Annotated in this window: 20 protein-coding genes; all 20 read right to left on the bottom strand. The window is 31.1% G+C overall.

Annotated elements, in window-relative coordinates; translation table 11 throughout:
* Positions 1-38 precede the first annotated feature (38 nt).
* Positions 39-941: a proline dehydrogenase family protein gene (locus THENA_RS03550; RefSeq protein ID WP_218914886.1), complete on the bottom strand. Its 903-nt coding sequence runs from the start codon at positions 939-941 to the stop codon at positions 39-41.
* Positions 938-2,569: an L-glutamate gamma-semialdehyde dehydrogenase gene (pruA, locus tag THENA_RS03545; RefSeq protein WP_013756065.1), complete on the bottom strand. Its 1,632-nt coding sequence runs from the start codon at positions 2,567-2,569 to the stop codon at positions 938-940. Before pruA ends, THENA_RS03550 begins: the two co-directional genes overlap by 4 nt.
* Before the next feature lie 48 nt (positions 2,570-2,617).
* On the bottom strand, positions 2,618-3,538 hold the full coding sequence (xerA, locus tag THENA_RS03540) for a site-specific tyrosine recombinase/integron integrase (protein ID WP_013756064.1): 921 nt from the start codon (positions 3,536-3,538) through the stop codon (positions 2,618-2,620).
* Positions 3,510-4,040 carry an NUDIX hydrolase gene (locus tag THENA_RS03535; protein WP_013756063.1) on the bottom strand — a complete coding sequence of 177 codons (531 nt, stop codon included), beginning with the start codon at positions 4,038-4,040 and terminating at the stop codon, positions 3,510-3,512. Before THENA_RS03535 ends, xerA begins: the two co-directional genes overlap by 29 nt.
* Positions 4,041-4,077: 37 nt before the next feature.
* Positions 4,078-5,364 (bottom strand): histidinol dehydrogenase, encoded by a 1,287-nt coding sequence (gene hisD, locus THENA_RS03530; RefSeq protein WP_013756062.1) that lies wholly within the window; start codon positions 5,362-5,364, stop codon positions 4,078-4,080.
* Positions 5,351-5,986 (bottom strand): ATP phosphoribosyltransferase, encoded by a 636-nt coding sequence (hisG, locus tag THENA_RS03525; RefSeq protein ID WP_013756061.1) that lies wholly within the window; start codon positions 5,984-5,986, stop codon positions 5,351-5,353. The genes hisD and hisG overlap by 14 nt, the downstream gene beginning before the upstream one ends.
* A complete protein-coding gene (locus THENA_RS03520; protein ID WP_245523258.1) occupies positions 5,986-7,200 on the bottom strand; it encodes an ATP phosphoribosyltransferase regulatory subunit in 1,215 nt (404 codons plus the stop codon). The genes hisG and THENA_RS03520 overlap by 1 nt, the downstream gene beginning before the upstream one ends.
* An 85-nt stretch (positions 7,201-7,285) precedes the next feature.
* Positions 7,286-10,702: a DNA polymerase III subunit alpha gene (locus tag THENA_RS03515; protein WP_013756059.1), complete on the bottom strand. Its 3,417-nt coding sequence runs from the start codon at positions 10,700-10,702 to the stop codon at positions 7,286-7,288.
* Between the two features lies 1 nt (position 10,703).
* A complete protein-coding gene (locus THENA_RS03510) occupies positions 10,704-11,159 on the bottom strand; it encodes a nuclear transport factor 2 family protein (RefSeq protein WP_013756058.1) in 456 nt (151 codons plus the stop codon).
* A gap of 54 nt (positions 11,160-11,213) precedes the next feature.
* Positions 11,214-12,935 carry a PHP domain-containing protein gene (locus THENA_RS03505; RefSeq protein WP_013756057.1) on the bottom strand — a complete coding sequence of 574 codons (1,722 nt, stop codon included), beginning with the start codon at positions 12,933-12,935 and terminating at the stop codon, positions 11,214-11,216.
* Complete coding sequence (locus THENA_RS03500; RefSeq protein ID WP_013756056.1) at positions 12,923-13,417, bottom strand: hypothetical protein; 495 nt, start codon at positions 13,415-13,417, stop codon at positions 12,923-12,925. Before THENA_RS03500 ends, THENA_RS03505 begins: the two co-directional genes overlap by 13 nt.
* Before the next feature lie 46 nt (positions 13,418-13,463).
* Positions 13,464-15,887, bottom strand: coding sequence for a phenylalanine--tRNA ligase subunit beta (gene pheT / locus THENA_RS03495; protein ID WP_013756055.1), 2,424 nt, complete (start codon positions 15,885-15,887; stop codon positions 13,464-13,466).
* A 70-nt stretch (positions 15,888-15,957) separates the two neighbouring features.
* Positions 15,958-16,980 (bottom strand): phenylalanine--tRNA ligase subunit alpha, encoded by a 1,023-nt coding sequence (gene pheS / locus THENA_RS03490; RefSeq protein WP_013756054.1) that lies wholly within the window; start codon positions 16,978-16,980, stop codon positions 15,958-15,960.
* A 42-nt stretch (positions 16,981-17,022) separates the two neighbouring features.
* The gene (locus THENA_RS03485) at positions 17,023-17,502 is read right to left on the bottom strand and encodes an NTF2-like N-terminal transpeptidase domain-containing protein (RefSeq protein WP_013756053.1); all 480 of its coding nucleotides are present in this window, start codon (positions 17,500-17,502) and stop codon (positions 17,023-17,025) included.
* A 21-nt stretch (positions 17,503-17,523) separates the two neighbouring features.
* Positions 17,524-18,030, bottom strand: a complete 507-nt coding sequence (gene amrA, locus THENA_RS03480; protein ID WP_013756052.1) for an AmmeMemoRadiSam system protein A — start codon at positions 18,028-18,030, stop codon at positions 17,524-17,526.
* 1 nt (position 18,031) lies between these two features.
* Positions 18,032-20,011: an ATP-dependent DNA helicase gene (locus THENA_RS03475; RefSeq protein WP_013756051.1), complete on the bottom strand. Its 1,980-nt coding sequence runs from the start codon at positions 20,009-20,011 to the stop codon at positions 18,032-18,034.
* Positions 19,998-20,891, bottom strand: a complete 894-nt coding sequence (locus THENA_RS03470) for a DMT family transporter (protein ID WP_013756050.1) — start codon at positions 20,889-20,891, stop codon at positions 19,998-20,000. Before THENA_RS03470 ends, THENA_RS03475 begins: the two co-directional genes overlap by 14 nt.
* Positions 20,888-22,126, bottom strand: a complete 1,239-nt coding sequence (locus tag THENA_RS09600; RefSeq protein WP_013756049.1) for an FtsW/RodA/SpoVE family cell cycle protein — start codon at positions 22,124-22,126, stop codon at positions 20,888-20,890. Before THENA_RS09600 ends, THENA_RS03470 begins: the two co-directional genes overlap by 4 nt.
* Positions 22,127-22,128: 2 nt before the next feature.
* Complete coding sequence (minE, locus tag THENA_RS03460) at positions 22,129-22,383, bottom strand: cell division topological specificity factor MinE (RefSeq protein WP_013756048.1); 255 nt, start codon at positions 22,381-22,383, stop codon at positions 22,129-22,131.
* A gap of 1 nt (position 22,384) precedes the next feature.
* Entirely contained in the window at positions 22,385-23,194 is an 810-nt protein-coding gene (minD, locus tag THENA_RS03455; RefSeq protein WP_013756047.1) for a septum site-determining protein MinD, read from the bottom strand.
* Between the last annotated feature and the right edge of the window lie 4 nt (positions 23,195-23,198).

Here is a 23,198-nt window from a genome sequence, read left to right as displayed (position 1 = left end):
TTTTATCTAACAATATATAAATATTTTTTATAGTCTTGCTACAACTTTAATCCAAGAGCTGTTTTAATTATGTTTGGATTCTCCTTTAGTCTTCTTCTAACATAAGATAGCCACTCTTTGCCATATGGTACATATATCCTAAGTCTATGCTTCTTAGAAAGTATAAAGTCTCTCAGTTCATCACCTATTCCCAACAACATTTGAAATTCATATTCATTTGGCTGTAAGTTGTATTTCCTAATTAGCTTCATTGCATGAAAAATTAACTTCTCGTCATGAGTTGCAATGCCAACATATGCCTTATTATCAAAAAGTTTTTCTAAACAATAAATATAGTTTTCATTAATTAATTCAGGATTTTTGTACGCAATTTTATAAGATTCTACGTAGATACCCTTGCAAAGCCTTATATTCAGATTTTTATCTGAAAGTTTGTCAATATCGTCAATTGTTCTTCTTAAGTAGGCTTGCAAAACAGTCCCCACATGACCTGGAAATTCTTCTCTTAAAAGCTTATACATTTTTAACGTATCAGTTGTATATGGTGAATTCTCCATATCAATTCTTACAAAATTGTCTAATTCCTTAGCTCTCCTTACTATTTTCCTTATATTTTCATAACAAAGAGCTTTATTTATGGCAAGACCCATTTGAGTAGGTTTTAAAGAGAGATTTGCGTTTAAAGACTCTTCTTTAATGGTTTCAAGTACTTTAATACACTCATTTCTAAAAAAAATAGTTTGATCTTCGTTTTGAACGAATTCACCCAACACATCAATAGTAGACATCATTCCCTTGGAGTTCAAATCAATTGTAGTCTTAACCGCATCGGAAAGAGATGGTCCAGAAACATATTTTTTTGAAAAAAAATCTATAATTTGTTCTGGAACATAATCAATAGTGTTTGAGATAGTAAAATTAAAAATATTATTTAGCATCATCTTTCCTCCATAAAGGGGTATTGAAAATTTTCTGGAGGGTTAAAAGTTTCTTTAACAGACCTTGCGCTTGTCCACCTAATCAGGTTTAACAAACTGCCTGCCTTATCGTTTGTTCCACTAGCTCTAGCCCCACCAAAAGGTTGCTGACCAACAACTGCACCTGTTGGCTTATCGTTAATGTAAAAATTCCCTGCGCTAGACTCAAGAACTTCGGTTGCAATGTTTATAGCATTTCTATCCTGAGCAAAGATAGCACCAGTTAAACCGTATATGCTTGTTTTATCGCATAAATAAAGCGTTTCTTCAAACTTATTATCATCATAAGGATAGAAAGTTACCACAGGACCAAAGATCTCCTCCTCCATAGTTTTGAAATGAGGGTTTTCAGTAACTATAACAGTAGGTTCTACGAAATATCCTACACTATCATCACATTTTCCACCAAATAGAATACTAGCTTCGTTGCTATTTATTGCATAATCAATATATGATTTAATTTTGTCAAATGATTCTCTATCAATAACTGCATTCATAAAGTTTGTAAAATCTTCAGGAGAACCCATTTTTATCTTGCTAAGCTCATTTAGAAACTCGTCTTTAAAACTATTAAACATTAATTTTGGTATATAAACTCTTGAAACAGCAGAACACTTTTGACCTTGATACTCAAAGGAACCTCTAATAATTGCAGCAATTAAACTCTTAACATTAGCCGAATTATGAGCAAAAATAAAATCTTTTCCACCAGTTTCGCCAACAATTCTTGGATAGGTTATATAATTTGAGATGTTATTAGCTATAGTTTTCCACATGTAGTTAAAAGTTTCATAGCTCCCTGTAAAATGAAGGCCAGCAAATTCTCTAGAAGAGAAAACCAAATCTCCTATAGTAGAACCTTTAGCAGGCACGAAATTGATTACCCCATCTGGTAAACCTGCCTCTTGAAGAATCTTCATAAATAAATAAGAAGGATAAACAGCGCTGGAAGCCGGTTTCCAAATTGAAACGTTTCCCATTATTACGGGTGCAGTTGGCAAATTGCCAGAAATCGAAACAAAATTAAACGGGGGAACTGCAAATACAAAACCCTCAAGAGGCCTATACTGCATTCTATTCCAAAAACCCTTCGGAGAAATTGGTTGATCCTCATAAATTTTCTCAGCAAATTTCACATTAAATCTCAAAAAATCAATAAGTTCGCAAACACAATCTATTTCAGCCTGGAATACGTTTTTGCTAATTGAAAGCATTGTTGTAGCATTCATTAAATATCTGTACTTTGTGCTTAAGAGCTCTGCCGCCTTTAAAAAAATTGCTGCCCTTTCTTGAAAATCAATTTTAGCCCAATTCTTTTTCGCATTCATAGCCGATTCAATTGCTAACTTGATTTCTTCCTTACCAGCTTGATAATACTGACCAAGAACAATATCGTGTTGATGTGGACATCTAATATCTACTGTATTTTCGGTCTTAATTTCTTTTCCACCAATAATTAACGCAATTTCAACCTTTTTCGAAAGAACATCCTTTAATGCCGATTTTAGGTTATCTCTTTCTTTAGTTCCCACCCCATAATCATAAACAGGTTCATTAATTGGTTCTGGAATCTTTGCTATACAATTTCTCAAATTCAATCCTCCTTAAAAAATAATTGCAATAAATAAATTTAATTAATATTATAATTTATTTATTGGATTAATAACACTATCAAAATTTTTAAATGCTCTAAAATATTCCTTCTTAAGTTCTTCATATATTAAATGAGTATATATTTGAGTAGTCGAAATTGACTCATGACCTAATATTTCTTGTATAGTCTTAATACTAGCCCCACCAGAAAGTAAATGGGTTGCTAATGAATGTCTAAAAATATGAGGATGTAATTCTAAATTTAAGAAATTACCTACTTTTTTACACATTTTCCATATATATTGCCTTGAAAGAGGCTTCCCTTTTGAATTAACAAAAATATTTTCACACTTAGGTTTCAAACTCTCTTGTCTAAAAATTAAATACGAATTAAACAAATCCAAAATATCTCGATGAAAAGGAATAATTCTTTCCTTTGATCCTTTCCCAAGAACTCTAATATCCATACTTTCAAAATTAACGTTATCAATCTTTAGATTTAAAAGCTCTGAAATTCTCATGCCCGTAAAATACAACATCTTAAAAATAAGCAAATCCCTAATAGTAAATTGTTTTGAATTAGAAATAAAGTTAAAAATATTAAAGATATCGCTCCTAGACAAAAAAAATGGCAATCTTTTATCTTTTTTTGGCAAAACAATATCAGGAATTTTGCCCTTATAATAACCTTCTTGGAATGAAAAAATAAGAAATTGTTTTATTGCTACCAATTTTCTTTCAAGAGAAGAGGCTTTATAATTATTTGAAATTAAATAATTCGAATAATATAGCAATAACTTTTCAATATCAACAGTATCGTTTATTCTGTCCTTAAAAAAGTTAAAAAAGGACTTTATATCGCTCCTGTACGAATTTACTGTATTCTCAGAATACCCTCTTATAAAAAAGAGATAGCTTACAAAAGCATGTAGGGCCTTACTACCTTCTTGTAAGATAAAGGACCGCAAGCACTGTTTTGGCGTCTTTAATCTTCCCCTCTAAAACCATTTTCTCAAGGTCTTTAATATTAAATTTTACTACATTAATTACCTCATCTTCATCAGGATTAACGCCAACGTATTCTAAGTCTTCACAAAGCATAATGTGCATATATTCGTCGGTAAATCCTGGAGTTGTATACATAGAAAATATCCTTTTAACGCTTTTAGCCCTATATCCTGTTTCTTCAATAAGTTCTCTTATAGCACCAGCTTCAGGGGATTCACCAGGATCCAATTTTCCAGCAGGGATCTCTAAAAGTTTTTCATTGGGAGCATATCTGAATTGTTCAACCAATAAAATCTCTTCTTTGTTTGGTAAAGCAATTATGCCTACGGCATTAGAAAATTCAACAACCTCCATCCAAGTTCTGTGTTGCTTTGTTCCCTTTTTAATCTTTACCCAATCTCGTCTCACTTTAATAATTTTCCCACAATATACATACTCTGTATAAGTTTTATCTTCTTTCATAGGTATGACACTCCCTTTACATTAATAAGCTAAGATTTCATTCGTTCCTACAAAGCATGGACTTTTTATGAGCGCTAAATCCTTCTACTTCGGCTATCAAAGAAGCATCTAAAAGATTTTTTAAAGCATTTTTTGTTTTTATTCTAGAAAAGTTTGTTCTTTTTAAGAAATCATACACGTTTATCCCTGAAAAATAACGTGCACTACCTGATGTCGGCAAAACATGACTTGGTCCTAAAATATAATCTCCAAATGGTTCACAAGTCAAATTTCCCAGAAACACTGTGCCTGCATTTTGAACTTTGTTAAAAAGTTCTTCAGGATTTTCACAAGCAATTTCAAGATGTTCAGGAGCTAAGATATTTGAAATACTTATCGCATCCTCAAGGGTAGGGGCAAACCCAAAAAAGGAATTTTGGAGTGAAGATTCTACAATATGTTTATTCAAAACTCTAAGAGAATATTCTTTAACTCTTTCCATTACTTCATTTAAAAAATCAATTTCATTTGATATCAGGCCAGTTTTTGCATTTTTATCATGTTCTGCTTGCGACAAAAAATCCCATGCAATCCAAGAAGGATTTACTTTGCCATCAGAAACTATTAATATTTCAGAAGGACCAGCCATCATATCAATAGCTACCTCTCCAAAGAAATATTTTTTAGCAAGACTTACATAGTCGTTACCAGGTCCAAATATCTTGTCAACCTTTTTAATTCCCAAACCCAAAGCCATAGAAGAAATAGCCTGAATACCAGAAAGCTTCACAACCTTAACCTTCTTAGTATTGCAAGCAAGAATAGCTGAAGCTATATATGGATTTATTTTTCCCTTATTTGGCTTAGAACATACATAGATGTTATTCACTCCCGCAACATCAGCAACAATAACCGTCATTAGAATTGTAGATGGATATGCTGCCAATCCTCCTGGTATATATATACCTACATTTTCAATTGGAGTCCATTTAAACCCTGATTCTGACTCTTCTGTTTCATACTTAAATGATTCAATTTTAACGCTTTCATGATACCTTTTTATCCTTTCAGCAGAATGCTTTAGTGCATTATAAACATCAGTAGGTACAAGCCTCGCTTGAGAAATTATTTCCTCTTCTGAAGCTATTAAACCAAGGGATAAATCATAATCATCAAATTTTTTAGAATATTCTTTTACAGCTTCAAGTCCTCTTGATTTAATGTTATTTATAATTGCTATCACTTCATCAAAAATTTTATTATCTTGAAAATACGACCCCCTTTTCCACAATCTTTGAAGCTCTGCCTCTTTTTTTAATAAAAGAAAATCATCAATAAATATCATTAAGAACCTCCTTAACTCGCAAAATGAATTCGTTTATTTCTTTTCTCTTAAGTCTATACTTAGCATCATTTACCACTAAACGAGAAGTGGAAAACAAAATAGTTTCAATTTCTACAAGGTTATTGGCTTTGAGAGTATTACCAGTAGAAACGAGATCGATTATTGCATCAGACAAACCCACAATAGGCGACAACTCTACAGATCCTCCAAGAGGGAAAATCCTAACCTGAATTCCTTTTTCTATAAAAAACTTTTTTGAAAGATTCTGATATTTCGATCCAACTTTAATAAAAGAATGAAAATCTTCAACAGATCTATAAGGACTAAAACCTGGCACAGCAACTGACAACCTGCATTGACCATAACCTAAATCTAATATTTCAAAACAAGACATCGAAGTTTCTTCAATTACATCTTTACCGATAAAAGCAACGTCAACAACCCCTTCTTCCACATAAAGAGGCATATCAAAAGGTCTTACTATTACCAAAGACAGTTGCTGATTTGAATCTTCTATTAAAAGTTTCCTCCCAAAATCTGAAGGGATCTTGTATCCACAATTTTTTAATAATCTTAAAGATGGTTCAAACAAAACTCCTTTTGGTACAGCAATTTTAAGCATCAGCAAAAGGTCATCCTTTCTTTGTTTTCGGTATGCGTATCAACAATCCACCCAGATACTCCTGATGATTCTAATTTAGATATGTAAACCAATCTTTTAGCCTTTTTATTTTTCGAAAACTCTAAGGCTTCATCAAATTTTCTACTTTTTAAGTCTATTTCCACCCTTATCCCCTGGTCTCTATAGGAAGCAGCTAGATTCCACACCCAATGTAAAGGTATATCATCATTAAAAGATAAAAGGACGTCAATATTTATAGGTTTAAGATAATTCGCTTTCAAAATCTCATAAATCTTATCTAAATCAATACCAAACCCTGAGGAAGGACAATCAAAACCAAATAGGGAATATAAATCATCATATCTGCCTCCGCCACCAATAGAATTTGGCGAACCTGGAACAAAAACTTGAAAAATAAAGCCAGTATAATAGGAAATTTCGTTAATCAAAGAAAGATTAATATAGTGTTTTACGCCAGCATTTTTGATTTCATTACTTATTTTCTCCAAATTTTTAACTGAAGGATGCAAAAATTCAGGAATTAAATTAATTTTTGAAAAAACTTCATCTGGTGTTCCTGAAAGTTTTGGAAGATTTCTAATAAAGTTTGAAATTTTAAAATCCTTAATCTCATTTGCAATACAGTTTAGTGTTACCCAATCCTTTTTTAAAAAAGCCTCAAGCAAATTTTTTTTGTAACTCTTAAGCATATCCAGATCCAAAAGCTCTTTTAATATTTCAAAATTTCCTATTTCAAGATATATCTCATTAAAACCGATTTCTTTTAAAGTCATAAAAATTAATACTGCAAGTTCTACGTCAGCTAAACTTTGTTTATCAGCCCCTATAATTTCAACACCACATTGTCTTATTACACTATGTTCTGAAGTAACTCTAAATACATCTGATAAATAAAAATATTTTAACGGAAAAGGAGAGCTTCTCTTTCTAGCAGAAACCATCCTTGCAATAGAAACCGTCAAGTCGGGGCTAAGAACGCTAACTCCTCCAAATCTATCAATAAATCTAATTGTTTTTTCTATTAATTTTTCGTCAAGTGCTACTTGTAACTTGTCCCAATTTTCAAGAACAGGGATAGACACCATAACAAAGCCATTTTTTTCCCAAAAACTTTTAATCTTTTCTTCGATTGAGTTTCTACACAAAACTTCTTCAGGTAGCATATCTACTGATCCAGAAAGCGAATTATTCACAATCAAATACCTCTCCTTAATAATCTTGATGATAGGTTAATTATTCTTTGTAACTGTTTTAATTATATAATTATTTTTTTCTTAATTACCTATTTTCTTCAAGCCAGCACTCAACGCCTCTAAACTTATTAATCCTTTCAACAATATCGCTTTCTACATTAACAAAGTAATTTGAATCTGCCAAACAAAGCTTTTCTGCGTTTTCGTCAACAAAGTGAATAATTAATGGTATATCGCCTTTTAAAATCGAAAGTTCTTCTTTTAATTTCATAAGTGCACCTTCTGAACAAAGCTTCTTATAAAATTTAATATGAAATATCTTTCTGTTAATTTTTCCTATTTGATCAATAATTATTCTTGATCCCTCATCCTTTTTTATAAGTCTTCCCTCAATCCAAACAATATCATTTTCCATTATTTCATCAATAATAGCCTTGTCTTTTTTAGAATAGATGCACTCTACGCTTCCAGTTAAATCCTCAATGTTTAAAACAAAGAAAAAGGAGCCATCCTTTTTAAAGACTTGCTTCTTATTGAAAACTATTCCACAAATTTTTACCTTTTCAGTATCGAGCTCGTTTAGAGAAGAAATATTAAAATTTGAAATACTATTAATCAAAAATTTATAAGGTTTAAGTGGATGCCCACTGACATACAATCCAAGAACTTCCTTTTCAAATGCAAGTTTTAAACTTGGATCAAAGTCTTTTTTGGGAATAATTTCAATGTCATTGTCAATATAAAGCTCTTCCTCGTCAAAGGCTTCATTAAATAAACTATGTTCATTGTCTGTTTTGGTACTCTTTTTTACCAAAGCCAAAACTTCATCCAACTGATCTAAAAGATTTAGCCTATCTTTATACAGATTATCGAGTGCTCCAGCTTTTATTAAATTTTCATAAATCTTTTTATTTACAGACTTTGAACTAGTTCTATAAATAAAATCTCTCAAATTTTTAAAATTGCCATCAGAGAGTCTGTTTGCTAATATAGTATCAATTGCAGCCTTACCAACTCCTTTAATTGCAGAAAGACCAAATCTAATTTTGTTTCCTATTACAGTAAAGTTTTCTCCACTTTCGTTTACATCAGGAGATAAAACCTCCACGCCAAATTTTTTTGCTTCTTTAATATACTCAGCAACTTTATCAGTATCAGAAGACACAGAAGAAAGCAAAGCAGCCATATATTCAGGAGTATAATAAACCTTTAACCAAGCAGTTCTATATGTAATAAGAGCATAAGAAGCACTATGAGATTTATTAAAACCATACTCTGCAAACTTTGCCATATCATCAAATATTTTTTCAGCTTGTTCCCTTGAAATTAAGCCTTTGTTTATAGCCCCTTCCACAAACTTAGGTTTTTGGGCCGCCATCACTTCTGCCTTTTTTTTGCCCATTGCCCTTCTTAAAAGATCCGCTTCTCCTAGAGAAAACCCTGCCAATATGCTTGCAAGCTGCATTATTTGCTCTTGATAAATCATAACGCCATACGTTTCAGAAAGAATTGGCTCAACATCTTTATGAATAAATACTACAGGTTCCTTTTTGTGCTTTCGTCTAATAAATTGTTCTACCATTCCAGAATTCATAGGACCAGGTCTGTAAAGAGCAAGTATTGCTATTAAATCTTCAAATTTGTCAGGCTTAACTTCTTTTAAAAGTTGTTGCATTCCGGAACTCTCTAGCTGAAAAACTCCAAGAGTCTCTCCTCTTTCTAAGAGCTCATAAACTTTCGGATCATCAAGAGGAATATCTTCTATATCAACCTTTATACCTCTAGTCTTTTCAATTAATTCCAAAGTTTTCCCAATTACCGTTAAGTTTCTTAGCCCCAACAAATCCATCTTTAAAAATCCTGATTTTTCTACATCTTCCATGGGCCATTGTGTTACCGGAACATCACCTTCAGATGGTCTTTGTAAAGGTATTAAATCATAAATAGGAAAAGGCGATATCACCACACCAGCAGCATGAACAGAGCTATGGCGTGTCAATCCTTCTAACTTTATGCTTTTTTCCCAAAGCTCTTTTAGAGAGGGGTTAGAATTTAAGAACTGCTTTACTTCTTGCAGTTCTTCTGCTTCTTTCAAAGTTGCTTGAGAACCAGGCTTGTTTGGAATTAATTTTGCTAGTTTGTCAACAATACTAAGAGGCTTACCTAATGTTCTTCCAACATCTCTAACTACTGCTCTTGCGTTCATAGTTCCAAAAGTACCAATTTGGGCTACATTTTCTTGACCATATCTTTTAACCAAATAATTCAAAACTTGTGCTCTCTTCTCTATACAAAAATCAACATCAATATCGGGTGGATTTACCCTTTCTGGATTTAAGAATCTCTCAAAAAGCAAATTATACTTCAAAGGATCAATGTCAGTTATCCCAAGAACATATGCAACCAGACTCCCAGCAGCAGAGCCTCTACCAGGACCAACTTGAATTCCATTCTCCTTTGCATAATTAATATAATCAGATACTATTAGAAAATAACCTTCATAACCAGTTTTTTGTATAATATCAAGTTCATATTTTAAACGCTCTTCGATCTCTTTGGTTATATTGCCCTTATATCTTCGATTTAAGCCTTTTTCAATTAATAGGTTCAAATATTCTCTCTCACTTTTGCCCTCAGGACAAGGAAACTTCGGTACTGTTACCTTGCCAATTGGTAATTCTAAACTACATTTATCTGCAACTATTAAAGTATTCTCAACAGCATCTTTGCAATAAGAAAAAAGTTCTTTCATTTCTTCAGAAGTTTTAAAATAAAGAGAATCAGTATTGAATTTCATTCGATTTTCATCCTGAACTGTTTTTTTTGTTTGAATGCAAAGTAGTACGTCATGAAACTCAGCATCTTCTTTATTGGTATAGTGAGAATCATTAGTAGCTATTAGTGGAATATTCAAATCCTGAGACATATTTATTATTACTGGAATTAACTTCTTCTCTTCAGGAAGTCCATGATCCTGAATTTCAAGATAAAAGTCATCACCAAATTGTTCTTTAAAGGTTTTTGCAAGTTCAACTGCTTGATCCTTTTTATTAGAGAGAATTAGTTGAGGTATTCTTCCGTACATACAAGCACTTGAAACTATTAGACCTTTCTTGTATTCAAATAAAGTTTTTAAATCAATCCTTGGTTTATAATAAAATCCTTTAAGAAAACCAAAAGAAACTAGTCTAACTAGATTTTTATAGCCTTCAAAATCTTTTGCAATAAGGATTAAATGAGATAAATAGGTATCAAGATCGCCATTAGCTCTCGTCTGTTTGGTCATATCATCAGTAATATACATCTCACAACCTATTAATGGTTTTATTTCATGTTCCTTTGCCAAAGAATAAAACTTAAGGGCGCCATACATATTTCCGTGGTCAGTAAGCGCTAGTGCTTGCATGTTATCATTTTTTGCCTTGAGAATTATATCATCTAATCTACTTGCGCCATCCAGTAAACTGTATTCACTGTGTACGTGAAGATGAACAAAGCTCATGTCAATTAGCCTTAGAAGAAAATTCTACAAAACCTAAATCTCTATCATAAACAATTTTCCACAAACCATTTTCTTTTCTTAAAACATATTGCGTCATCTTTCTATCTCCTCCTATCAAGGTTACAAGAACATTAACATACGCCTCATTGCCAAAATTTTTAACGTCAACTACTCTATATCTTACTTCTTGATATATGTTTTTTGTCCATCCACTATAGGCAATACCATACAATTCCTTTTTAAAAATAGATGGGTAATTAGTATATATCTCATAAAAGTCATCATTTCTCTTCCCATCAAGATATTTTTCAACAACAAAACTTGGAGTTTCAGAGCTTATATAATATTTTGGTCCTACCTGATTAATAAACCAATAAAGAGGCAAAAAAATCACTATAAACATTGCTATTAAAATTTTTAACAGTCTTTTAATATGCCACCATAATTTATCTATCATATTTCAAGACACCATATTTTTATTATTTATAAAAATAAGTAACACCTCTATTTTTCAAACTAAAAGATTGTTTTTTCTAAGCTTTCTGATTCTAATATCTCTTATCAAACTTTCGAATTCATTCAAATTAAGAGAATTCACGATATCACAACTTTTTAAATAAGACTTCCTTGCGGTCATCACCGAACAATAAAATCTTATATCATATTGTCTAAAATTATGTAGATCAGTGTTTACGGCATACAAGTTCTTAAACTTATTTTTATAAGTTTTAATCGAAGCACAATCCAAATCCAACCGAGCTGGATTCCCATTGATTTCAATTATAGTACTATATTCAGAAGCAAGCCTTAGTAACCTCTGTAGGTCGACGTTATAAATGGGTAAAAAACCCACAAGCCTTCCACTTATATGTCCAATCATATGAACATAAGGGTTTTTTATGGCCTTTTCAAACCTAAAGGTCATAGCGTCTTCATCTAAATCATAATTTTGATGCACTGATGCAATCACAAAATCTAGATTTTCTAAAACCCAATCGGGATAATCTAAAGATCCATCCTCTAATATATCAACTTCAGCTCCTTTAAATATCTTAAATTTTTCTACCTGCTTGTTTAATTTATCTATAAGCTCATTTTTCTCAATCAAAGTATCAATGTCTAATCCTCTTCCCTGCGAAAGAGAAACAGAGTGATCAGTCAGAACTATATATTGAAAACCTTTAGACATATAAAAATCCACTAATTCTTCAATGGAATGAGTTCCATCACTATAATTTGTATGGACATGTAAATCAGACTTGATATCATTAAAATTCACAATATTTAACTCTTCTCTATTTTTGAACAACTCACGTCCACCACATCTAAGTTCTGGATAAACATAATTAAAACCTAACTTTTTATACACATCCCTTTCACAATTAATTGTTATCTTATTATTATTTATAAAGAAATTATTTTTAAAAATTTTAAAGGATTCAAATTTTTGTTTTGCAAGATCAGTTAATATTTCATTATGTCTTAGTGTTCCAGTTAAAAACCATTTTTGAATTATAAAGTTTTCGCCTGGCAAATATATCTTTACTTCTAGCTGGCTTTCTTTATCATAAAGCAGCATATAAACATTTGTTTTGTAAAGATATTTAAAGCTTCCTAAATTAGAAGATTCAAAATTAGAATTCTCTTTAAAAAGCAGTTCTACTGGATAAATCATTTCATCAAATCTTAAAAGCGAACCAACAGGTTCTAATAAGGGATAAATTGCCCTCAATTTTTCATAACATCTAATAGCTCTCCCTATAGGTTTTTTGGAACTTTTGAAATAAAAAAGATAAAAATCATAAAAATTTGATTCATCTAAATAATAATTTAAAATTTCCCTAAACTTTTTATAAGAATGAAAAGCTTTATAAAAAGATATTGGACCAAATACGCTATATTTAGCTAAAATTTCTTCCTCTAAAGTGCTACCACAAAACTTAAAAAAAGCTTTATTAAAATTATTAATCTTATTTAATTCCACTTCCTCATCTATTTTCAAACCAGCAAACATTTTTCTTAATTTTAATTTCATATTAGTTGGAAGTAAGTTATTTTCTTCTCCAAAAACTATAGTATAAGATTCTTTGTTCCACTTTAGAACAATATCGTATGCTCTATAAAAATTAGAAACATCGTTAATTTTAATTAGTTGATGAAAATCAATTATATCCTTTAATCTTCTGGCTACATCCGCAGCTCTCTGGTTGCTCTTGTATTTTAACTTTTCCATGGCAAAGAGAAGTTGAAAGGAAAGTACTTAAAGAAATTGTTATTTAATTCTAATAAATAATGTCTAGTTAAAGAACTATTCCATTGATTTGAAAAGAGCATATACATCTTCGCCCAGTCTAAAGATTTAATTATCAAACTCAATATTAAAATAGATAAAAAAACATTTAAAAATCCTGCAAGAAAAGAATTTTTAGATATTCTAGTAATACCTAAGATATCAGCTATTAATAACAAAAATTTGCCAATTAAAGCATTAAGCATAAGTAGAGTAAAAATAAAAGAAATACTTATAAGGCTATTTCCACTGAACAATAGCGCTTTTGAAAAAAAGGCTTCAGCAATGTTCATTAAATGAGGAGTAAGATACAAAGATAAAAAGAATGCAAAAATGAAAGTAAAAACAACAATTAGACCAGTTTTATAACCACTAAAGTAAGATAGTACGACCACAACTAATATTAATAAGTCAACAAAATTCATAAATCAAATCTCGCCTCACTAAATACATAAAGAAGGAATTTAACTATTAATTAACTTCGCTTCTAATCTGAATGCCCAAGTTATCTTTTAATTTTTTTATTATTTTTTCTACCCATTCAGTTATTTCTTCATTAGATAAAGTCTTTTCCTCACTTCTAAACCTTAAACTTAAAGTTATACTTTTCATGTCTTCAGGTATACCCTTTCCTTGATAAACGTCTAAAATACTTATGTTTTCAAGTATTGGACATTCTAGCATTTTAATTTCATTTCTAATTTTAGAATAAAATGTTTCTTTTGATACAAGCATCGAAATATCCCTAGTTGCTGCTGGAAAGACTGAAAAAACGTGTTTAACATTTTTAAATTCTAACAGATCAAGAAACTCATCAACAAATAGCTGCGCATAAAAAAATGTTTGATTTATTTCCCAATTATGTAAAATTCTTGGATTGACTTCGCCTATCTCTAATACTTTCTTGTCATTAATTACAAATGCACATGAAATAGATGGATGGAATATGTAGTCTACATCAGAAGAAATTTCCCAATCTACTATTCCAAAAGATCTAAAGAAATTCTCAAAAACTCCTTTAAATGAATAAAATGACCAATTCTTATCTTCAACGGGCAATCTCCAAGGATCTAACTGTCTTTTGCCTGTAGCAATCAAACCTAACAGATTTTCTTCCAAAAAAGAATTGTTTATTTTTTTAAACACTTTACCTACTTCAAAAAAGGAAATATCGTAAATTTGTCTATTCAAATGTCTTTTTAAAAGCATTGTTAAAGGCTCTAACATCGAAGTCCTCAAAACGCTATGCTCTTCAGAAAGAGGAGATAAAACTTTTATAACTCTATTCTCAATAAAAGTTGCTTTATCTATGTCATCTGTTGAAATTATATTCGTCTTTAGGACATCTTCCATCGATATTAAGCTGTCGCTAATTGATTCTGTAAAACCGTTATTTGCAAAATAGCTTTTAATTTTATTAATAAGTTCAATCTTTTTGGGCAAAAAACCAGGCATAGGTTCACCTGGCAAAGTAGAGGGAATTTTATCAAATCCCTGAAATCTTGCCACTTCTTCAACTAAATCTTCAGCCTCTTTGATATCCAATCTATAAGTAGGACTACTCACTCTAAACGAGCTATCTTTACATTCTACTTTAAACCCTAAGTTTTGAAGAGATTCTTGAATATCAGTCTTAGAAAAAGTTGTTCCCAATATACTATTAACTTTCTCAGGAACTAAATAAATATCTTTTGAGCTTTCAGGCACTTTTCCATCAATTTCTATTTTTTTGTGCAAAATACCGTCTGAAACCGATGCTATCATTTTAGAAGCAAAGGATATTATTTCAGATACATCTTTCCAGTATAAACCTTTTTCAAACCTTATAGAGGCTTCAGTTCTAATACCTAATCTTCTTGACGTCCTTCGAATATTTACATGGTTAAAAATAGCTGCTTCAAGAAAGACATCAGTTGTTGCGTTTGATATTTCTGAGTTACCAGCTCCCATTATCCCAGCAAGACCTATAGAACCTGATTCATCTGCAATTACTATATCATTCTCATTTAATATAACTTCAGACCCATCCAGTAATACCAGGCATTCATTATCAAATGCACGTCTTACAATAATTCTATTGTTAATTTTACCCATATCAAATGCGTGCAAAGGATGTCCAAAAAGATACATTACATAGTTTGTGCAATCTACAACATTATTAATTGGTCTTATGCCAACTTTTTTTAACCTTTCAGCTATAAATGGCGAAGAGGGTTTAACCTTTACACCTTCGATCCACTGCCCCAAGTAAACTAAACAACCTTCTGGAAAGTCAATCCTAACCTTAATAGGAGAAAAATCGTTTGAATCTTTACACTCAAAATCATTAATTTTAACTTTTAATCTTAATTTAGCACCAATTTCCCTTGCAACGCCAACAACGCTCATCAAATCAGGTCTATTTGCAGGAATCGAAAGATCAAATACATAATCTTTTTCACCTAAGACAGACGCAAGATCCGAACCTATTTGAAATTTTTCATCATTTAAAATCATAATACCAGAGTGATCTTTTCCAAAACCTAATTCATTTGGAGAGCAAAACATCCCCTCTGACAAAATTCCCCTAAGCTTTGTTTTCTTTATTATAGTACCGGTTGATAACCTTGAACCATGAAGAGCAACAGGCACAATATCACCAACGCTTAAATTTGTTGCAGCTGTTACAATTCTTTTTATTTCTCCTCCAAGATCCACATCAACAACAAAAAGCCTATCTGCATCAGGATGTTTTTCGTGATTAATAATCCTTCCAATTACTACCTTGTTAAAATCAGTTTTTACCTCGTCTATTTGTTCAACTTCTATCCCTGAGCTTTGCAATATATTTGAAACAGTATATTCATCAAGAGATTCTTCAAGAATTTCACTTAACCATGACAGGGAAACTTTCAAAACAACAAAACCTCCTCTAACAATTTTTAAAATTAATAATAATAAACATTAGAATTAAAATTACTAAAATCTAATTTCCAATGAAAGAATGAATGAATCTTACATCGTTATCATAGAACATTCTTATATCGTTTATAGAATATTTAAGCATTGCTAACCTTTCAGGCCCCATCCCAAAAGCAAAACCCTGCCATTCTTCAGGATTATAACCTACATTTCTTAAAACATTTGGATGAACCATTCCAGCGCCTAACACTTCTAACCATCCAGTGTGGCTACAGATAGCACAACCTTTTCCTTCACAAAAAATACACTTTATATCAACCTCTGCACTTGGTTCTGTAAATGGGAAATAACTAGGCCTAAACTGGATTTCGCATTTTTCACCAAAGAAAGATTTAGCAAAATATTCTAATGTTCCTTTTAGATTAGCAAATGAAATTCTCTTTCCGATTGCTAGACCTTCAACTTGATGAAATACTGGAGAATGTCTTGAATCCTTTGCATCTCTTCTGTAAGTTTTACCAGGTGCAATTATTCTAATTGGCGGTTTTAATGATTGCATTGCCCTAATTTGAACAGGAGAGGTATGAGTTCTAAGTAGAAAATCATTTGATAGATAAAATGAGTCTTGCATCTCTCTTGCAGGATGGTCTTTGGGTATATTTAATGCCTCAAAGTTATAATAATCGCTTTCTATTTCAGGCCCTTCAAATATCGAATATCCGATGCCAACAAATATGCTTATAATTTTATCAATTACCTTTGTTAATGGATGTAAAGTGCCAACATTTTTGCAATCACCAGGTAAAGAATTATCAATTTTTACTTTTGACAAATTATTGTATATTTCACGTTCTTTAATTATTTTTAATTTTTTGTCTCGTATCTCATTTATGAAGGTTTTTATACTATTAAGCTGCATTCCCATTTTTCTTTTTTCCTCTGGAGTTAAATCTTTCATTTTGTTAAAAAGTTCATTAATCAAACCTTTTCTACCAAGATATCTTGAGTATATTTCCAATACTTCTTGACTGGATGAAGCCTTTTCTATCTCTTCCATAGCCTTATTTTTTAAAGACTCCAAAGACAAAACAACTCCTCCTTCGATATAAAAAAAGTAATTTATAAGTACTTAATCTGGCAACATTGAGCCCGGTGACCCAGGAAAATAAATGGGGATTGAAGAAAGTCTCCATTCATTATCTTCTACATACATTGTTATAGTCTTAACTATATCAAATTTTTGATTGTTCTCAGTAAAAGTAATCTTTGCATTAATTTCAGCATATCCTCTTGCTGTTTTAAAAACAGCTTTTGACAGTTTAAAAGATTCAAGCCTTAGGCCACCAGCTTCAGCTTTTTTAAACTCATTTACAAAAGTATCCTTAGAAATTATTTTCTTATCACCTTTTAAAAGATACTGATACATTTTATCATAATCACCCTTCATCCAGTCAGAAAAGTAATCTTTTAGTGCATCTGTAGCTGTACCATGTGTAAAAATTACTGTTCCTTCTAAGCTTGGATTTGATTCGGGCCCAGCAAAAGAACTACTTTGAAAAAGCAAAATAACCGACAAAACAACAAGTAAAAATAAAATTAATTTTTTCATATTATCACTCCTTTTTTAAAATCAAGAGAATCTTTCAACAGTAAAAGTAAAATAATCACATGGCAAATCATTAAATATGCCTGCTTTCATTTTAACTATTCTAATTTGATCCTCTACAGTATCAACGCCTTCTAAATCGGGGAGTAGCAAGGCTTGCTTAGAACCTTGTTTTATTATAATTCCATTTACTTTTGGGTTTAATTTTCCTAAATCTTTAACAGGAAAAATTTCAGACAAAACATCTACTTTATATTCTAATAAGTCCAACTCCTCGACCCTAACGGGCTCAAATCTTGGATCTCTAGTCGCTGCGCTTATTGCATTTTCTATTATTTCTTCATATAAAGAATCATGCAATGGGAATATAGTACCAATACACCCTCTAAGCTCTTTGTTTTTATATATCGTGCAAAAGCATGCGCCTTTTCTTTCAAACAATGGAGATTTTTTGTTATTTTTATCTGGTTTTTTGTGTTCTTTTATCCAAAGCTCTACCGCCTCTTTAGCAAGTTGAACATAAGGGTGCATATTATTCACCTTCCCAGACAAATTTTCTAACTAATTCTGCTTCCCAACTATATAGAATATCACAAGGTCTAAAAAGTTCCAAAAAACCCCACTTTAAAACCCTAAAGTCTAAAATAACAAAAACTCCTATGTCGTTTTTGCTTCTAATAAGTCTACCAAAGCCTTGCCTTAATGATAACTTTGCATTTGGCAAATAACTTTTGTTAAAAACTTCTCTTCCTTCATTCTTCTCTCTCATAATCATCATAGGATCGTTGGGGTTAGGAAAAGGCAATCTATCGATTATCAAAAGCGAAAGAGAAGAACCTGGAACGTCAATACCCTCCCAAAAACTATTAAGCCCAAACAAAACAGATGAACTGTCATTTGAGAATTCTTCAACTAATTGGATATTTGGCTTTTCGCCTTGGAAAAAATACCTATATTTTCTCTTTTTTGACATTATTAATCTTTTTGTTTCATTTAAATTTTTTTGCGATGTAAACAGAACAAGAGCATGTCCTCCAAAATCATCTAGGATACGTTCCACTGCATATGCAACCTGAGTTGAGAAAAGAGAAGATTTTGGATCAATATTAAAATTTTGAGGAATAATTATCTTTGCCTGCTTTTTATAGTTAAAAACGCTCTCATAAACAATCTTGTTGTCAGCCTTGAAACCAAGCTCATTTTCTAAATAAGAAAAAGTTTTTTTGTCTGGAGTTAGGGTAGCAGAGTATAAAGTTACAGATTTTGGAGGTTGAAGGTCTAAAAAATTTTTCAAAATCCCGTTTACATACACTGGTTCGATTGAGAGATAGCCCTTCTCAACAGAAAAAGAATATGAAAAATTTGGGTAGTCATTAAGGCTTAGAAAATCAGAAATTGCCAAAGCATAAAAATCAATTTTTCTCTTATAATACTTAAGTTTCGCATCAGCAAGGCCTTTTGTTCCAACTTTTTGAAAAAATTTTTCCCACTCGTCAAATTCTTTTAAAATCTTTTTTGAAATATCTATTATTTCGTTGCCCTTTTTTTCCAAAAAGGATAGGGTTTTATGAAACGTTACAATTTTTGAGTCTTTGTTTATCTTTGGATCGATACAATAATTTTGAAGTTCATCAAAAAAGTTTTCATATGAAATTTTTAAATTGTTAACATAATTTTCTAAGGATTTCAAATCATTTAAAACTGATAACAAAATATCTGGTTCTCTATCTACGATTTTTAAAGCAAAACCCCGTGGCAAAAAATAGTTTAGAGAACCTTTTGAAATCTGCCTTGTACAGGCGCTAGATAAAATTTCAGGCAAATGGTGAGCCTCATCCATAAGAATGTGATCGAAATCAAAAGGGAAAGAACCATTAATTAGATTAAAAAAAAACGTGTGATAATTAGAAACTAAAATATCTAAATCGTTCAGAGAATTAACAAGCCTAAAATAGTGACAGGCTCCACTAAGTAAGTATGGACATTTTCTACCCGGACAATCTTCATAATCCACACTTATTACATCTTTTAATTCATGGACTAAAAAATCATCATATTCATTTAGATCTCCATCTCGAGAAACCCTTGCCCAATTTCTTATTGAGTCTAATTCATTTTGATATATAAGGCCATGGGTTCTAAAAGCTTCATCAAAACGAAGCCAACAAAAATAGTTCGATCTGCCTTTGAGTAGACCATATTTAAAATCAACTTCAACAATTTTATGTAAGTTTGGTAAATCCTTCTTTATTAATTGATCCTGTAAAACAATTTTTGCAGTAAGATAAAGTATTTTTGAATTGTTTAAACCAATCTCTACTATAGAGGGAATTAAACTAGAATAAGTCTTCCCAATGCCTGTTGGAGCCTCAATAAATGTTATCTTACAATCTCTCATGCCTTTATAAATCAAATTTGACATATTTATCTGGTTTAATCTTTTTTCTAAATCAGTTTTCTTTTCTAACAGCTCATATATTGAATCAATAGATAATACTTTACTTTTTTCCATTTATCCAAGTAACTCTTCTATTTGACAAAAGTGGATTTAGCAACGTTCCAAAAATCCCCAAACATATAAAGAAAGCTCCAAAGAGTTTGTATCCTAGTGACTCTTTAAAAAAGATTATTGCAACAATACTACCAACAAGGGGCTCTATAAATGTAAATACAGCAGCCTTTGAAATTTCAACCATACTCAATCCATAATAAAACAAAAAATAAGCCAGAATGCCTGGGAAAAATATCAAATAAAAAATTTCTACTAAATTAAAGAAGGTATATGTTCTAAAAAATATACTAAAACCTACAAATGGAAAGTAAATTAGGGTTGCAGCTGAGAACCTGTATAAAGTTAACTTAAAAGGTAAAACATAATTCGAAAAATATTTTCCAAACATACTATTTATTGCATATGAAATTCCTGAAATTAACCCAAAAACCATCGTTATGCTTGGATTTTGACTGGTATTATCATAGCTTGATGCAAAAAGTAAAATAATGCCTAAAAAGCCTAAAAAAACACAAAATATTAACCACTTTGTTAATTTTTCTTTAAAAAAATATTTTGCAAATATAGTAATAAAAAAGGGCGCAGTATATAAAAGCAATACTGAAATAAATATTCCATTTAACTTAACAGAGGTAAAAAAAGAAAACCACTCAATAATAGTAAACAACGCAAACAAAAGAAGTGGATAAAATAATCTTTTTGAATATAAATAAACAATATCCTTAAATAGAGGTATAAATCCTATCAAAAAAACTCCAAAAAGTCTAAAAAAAACAACATCATTAGCATTAAAGCCAGATCTATACAAAAGCTCTGCAACAGGACCTAAAAGACCCCACAATACACAGCTAAGCGAAATAAAAAGATAACCAATGCTCATTTAAATGACCATTTTCTATTATGATAATGCATATTGCTTATTAAACCTAATGCAATAAAGTTTGTCATTAAAAAAGTGCCACCATAAGAGACGAATGGCAAAGGTATACCTGTTACCGGCATCATGCCCAAAACCATCCCCACGTTTACGAAAGTATGAAAAGAAAGCAAGAAAGACCACAAGACACAAAAATAACCCATATATCCTTTAATTTCAAATCCAATTTTAAGAATTCTGAAAACCACAAGAAATTCAAATAATATTGTTAAAAACCCGCCTACCATCCCCCATTCCTCAACAATCGCGCTAAAAATAAAATCAGTATGTTGTTCTGGAATAAAGTGAAGTTGAGTATGTGTTCCGTTTAGAAAACCCTTTCCAAATATCCCTCCAGACACAACAGCTGCTTGTGATTGAATAATATGATAACCAGCCCCAGTCGGATCTTTAAATGGATTTATAAAAGATAATAGTCTTTCCTTCTGATATGTATGCAATGAATTCCATCCTATAGGCCCAGAAATAGCAGAAAATATTGTAAAAAGCAAAATTAAAAAGACTGTAATTTTTCTTCTTTTAAGGCGTATAAATATATAAAACAAAAGAGGAATTAATACAATTAATAATAATTTAAAAAAATAGACAAAAAAGGATATTAAAATAGCAAAAAATACTAGATAAATAATCAAATCAAAACCATAAAACATAAAACCTATAAACCACAAAAACAAAATTGATAAAGCAGTCCCAAGATCAGGCTGCAGAGAAACAATTATAAATGGAACTATTGAGTATACAACAGAACTAAATATTATAATGTAATTCTTGTTTTGAGAAGAAAAAATTTTTGACAAATGTATGGCAATCAAAAGCTTAAAAAACTCAGAAGGCTGAAATGAGAATGGACCAAACGAAAGCCATCTTCTTGACCCAAGTACTACCTGACCAAAAACAATTGTAAACAGAAGAATAAAAAGCCCTACAAAATATATTTTTCTAGAATTTTCAAATATATGTCTTTCACCTATATATGAAAATATTAGCATCAGAAAAACTGAAATTAAATACCATAAAAATTGTTTGATCACAAATATATATTTATTACCCCCCGTCAAAAAAACATTAGAATAAGTAACACTATAAATATTAATCATGCCCCATATAGTTAATAAAGTAACTATTAAAAATAATTTAAGATCAATTATTACTAGTATGTTTTTTAGTTTTTGAAGCAATTTTATCTTTTTCTTTTAAGTGGAATATTCACAATAAGATGACTGATATTAGAATCATTAGACTCAACAAATACGTTTGCAGCTTCTTTATCTATTTCCATATATTTATCGATTACCTGTATAATTTCATCTCTAATTTTTTCTTGCAAAGCAGGATTAATAGACAATCTGTCAAATGTCAAAACAAATTGCAATCTTTCCTTTGCAATTGAAGAATTTTTGTCGCCTTTTTTAAACAAGAAATCTAATATCCCCACTTTATTCTCCCAACTTAGCTTTAAAAAAGTTTTTGATTTTATTGAACAACCCTTTATCTTCTTCAAAGGAAGGAAAATCAACCTTTTCTCCAATTAATCTTCTAGAAATCCTTTGAAAGGCCTTTCCTGAGATGGTTAAATCAGATGTAACAACCAATTCTCCCCTATTGGCAAAGGTTATAATTTCTGGATCTTCTGGAACTATACCCAATAATTGAATTCCCAAAATATGCAAAACATCTTCCACGTCCAGCATATTTCCTGATTTAACCATCGCATATCTGTATCTATTTAAAATAAGATAATGATCTTTAATCCCTTTTGCTTCCAACAAACCTATTACTCTATCAGCATCTCTAACAGCGGTAACTTCAGGAGTAGTTACGACGATAGCTTCATCAGCAAAATTTGAGGCTGCCATAAAACCCTGCTCAATACCTGCTGGAGAATCTAAAATCACATAGTCAAACTCTTTCTTCAAACCCTTTATTATCTCGCCAAATCTATCGATTAGTTCTGCTAAGTCTGATTTATCATGAATCTGGGAAGCAGCAAGCAAATACAATGAATTTAATCTTTTGTCCCTCACGATAGCCTGCTGGATCTTGCATCTACCTTCCATTACGTCCATTACGTCATAAACAATTCTTTTTTCCAGTCCCATTATAATATCTAAGTTTCTTAAACCAATATCTACATCAGCAAGAAGGACAGATTTGCCAAGACTTGCTAGCCCACCACCCAAATTAGCTGAAGTAGTAGTTTTGCCAACTCCACCTTTACCAGAAGTTACAACTATACACTTCCCCAAAATA

It is taken from the genome of Thermodesulfobium narugense DSM 14796, from assembly GCF_000212395.1.
Classification (GTDB): domain Bacteria; phylum Thermodesulfobiota; class Thermodesulfobiia; order Thermodesulfobiales; family Thermodesulfobiaceae; genus Thermodesulfobium; species Thermodesulfobium narugense.
The sequence above is the reverse complement of the archived record's forward strand: the minus strand, read 5'-3'. Positions and strand labels throughout refer to the sequence as shown.